The organism is Shewanella sp. MBTL60-112-B2, assembly GCF_019655055.1.
Lineage (GTDB): Bacteria > Pseudomonadota > Gammaproteobacteria > Enterobacterales > Shewanellaceae > Shewanella.
The window spans coordinates 1-229 of sequence record NZ_BPFA01000125.1; the positions used below are offsets into that span (position 1 = coordinate 1).

The 229-nt window shown below is 52.8% G+C and carries 1 protein-coding gene; it reads left to right on the top strand.

The features are described 5' to 3' along the window. Positions 1-229: Ig-like domain-containing protein (locus K5Q73_RS21545; protein ID WP_259655248.1), on the top strand; the 229-nt coding region annotated here is incomplete at both ends.

Sequence of the window (229 nt, forward strand, 5' to 3'; positions counted from 1 at the left end):
ACCCAATCAACGATGCGCCACTCGTCGATAGCAATAGCATCAATGTCAATGAAGAGACGCAAAATACGTCTTTAGGCCTCAGCGCACCAACCGATGCTGATGGCGATAACCTCACCATTACGGTCACTGGCCTACCGACTCTGGGCACCGTCACCCTCGCTGATGGTACTGCGATCACCAATGGCATGCTCTTAACCGCTGGCCAATTAGAAGGCTTGCAGTACGATGC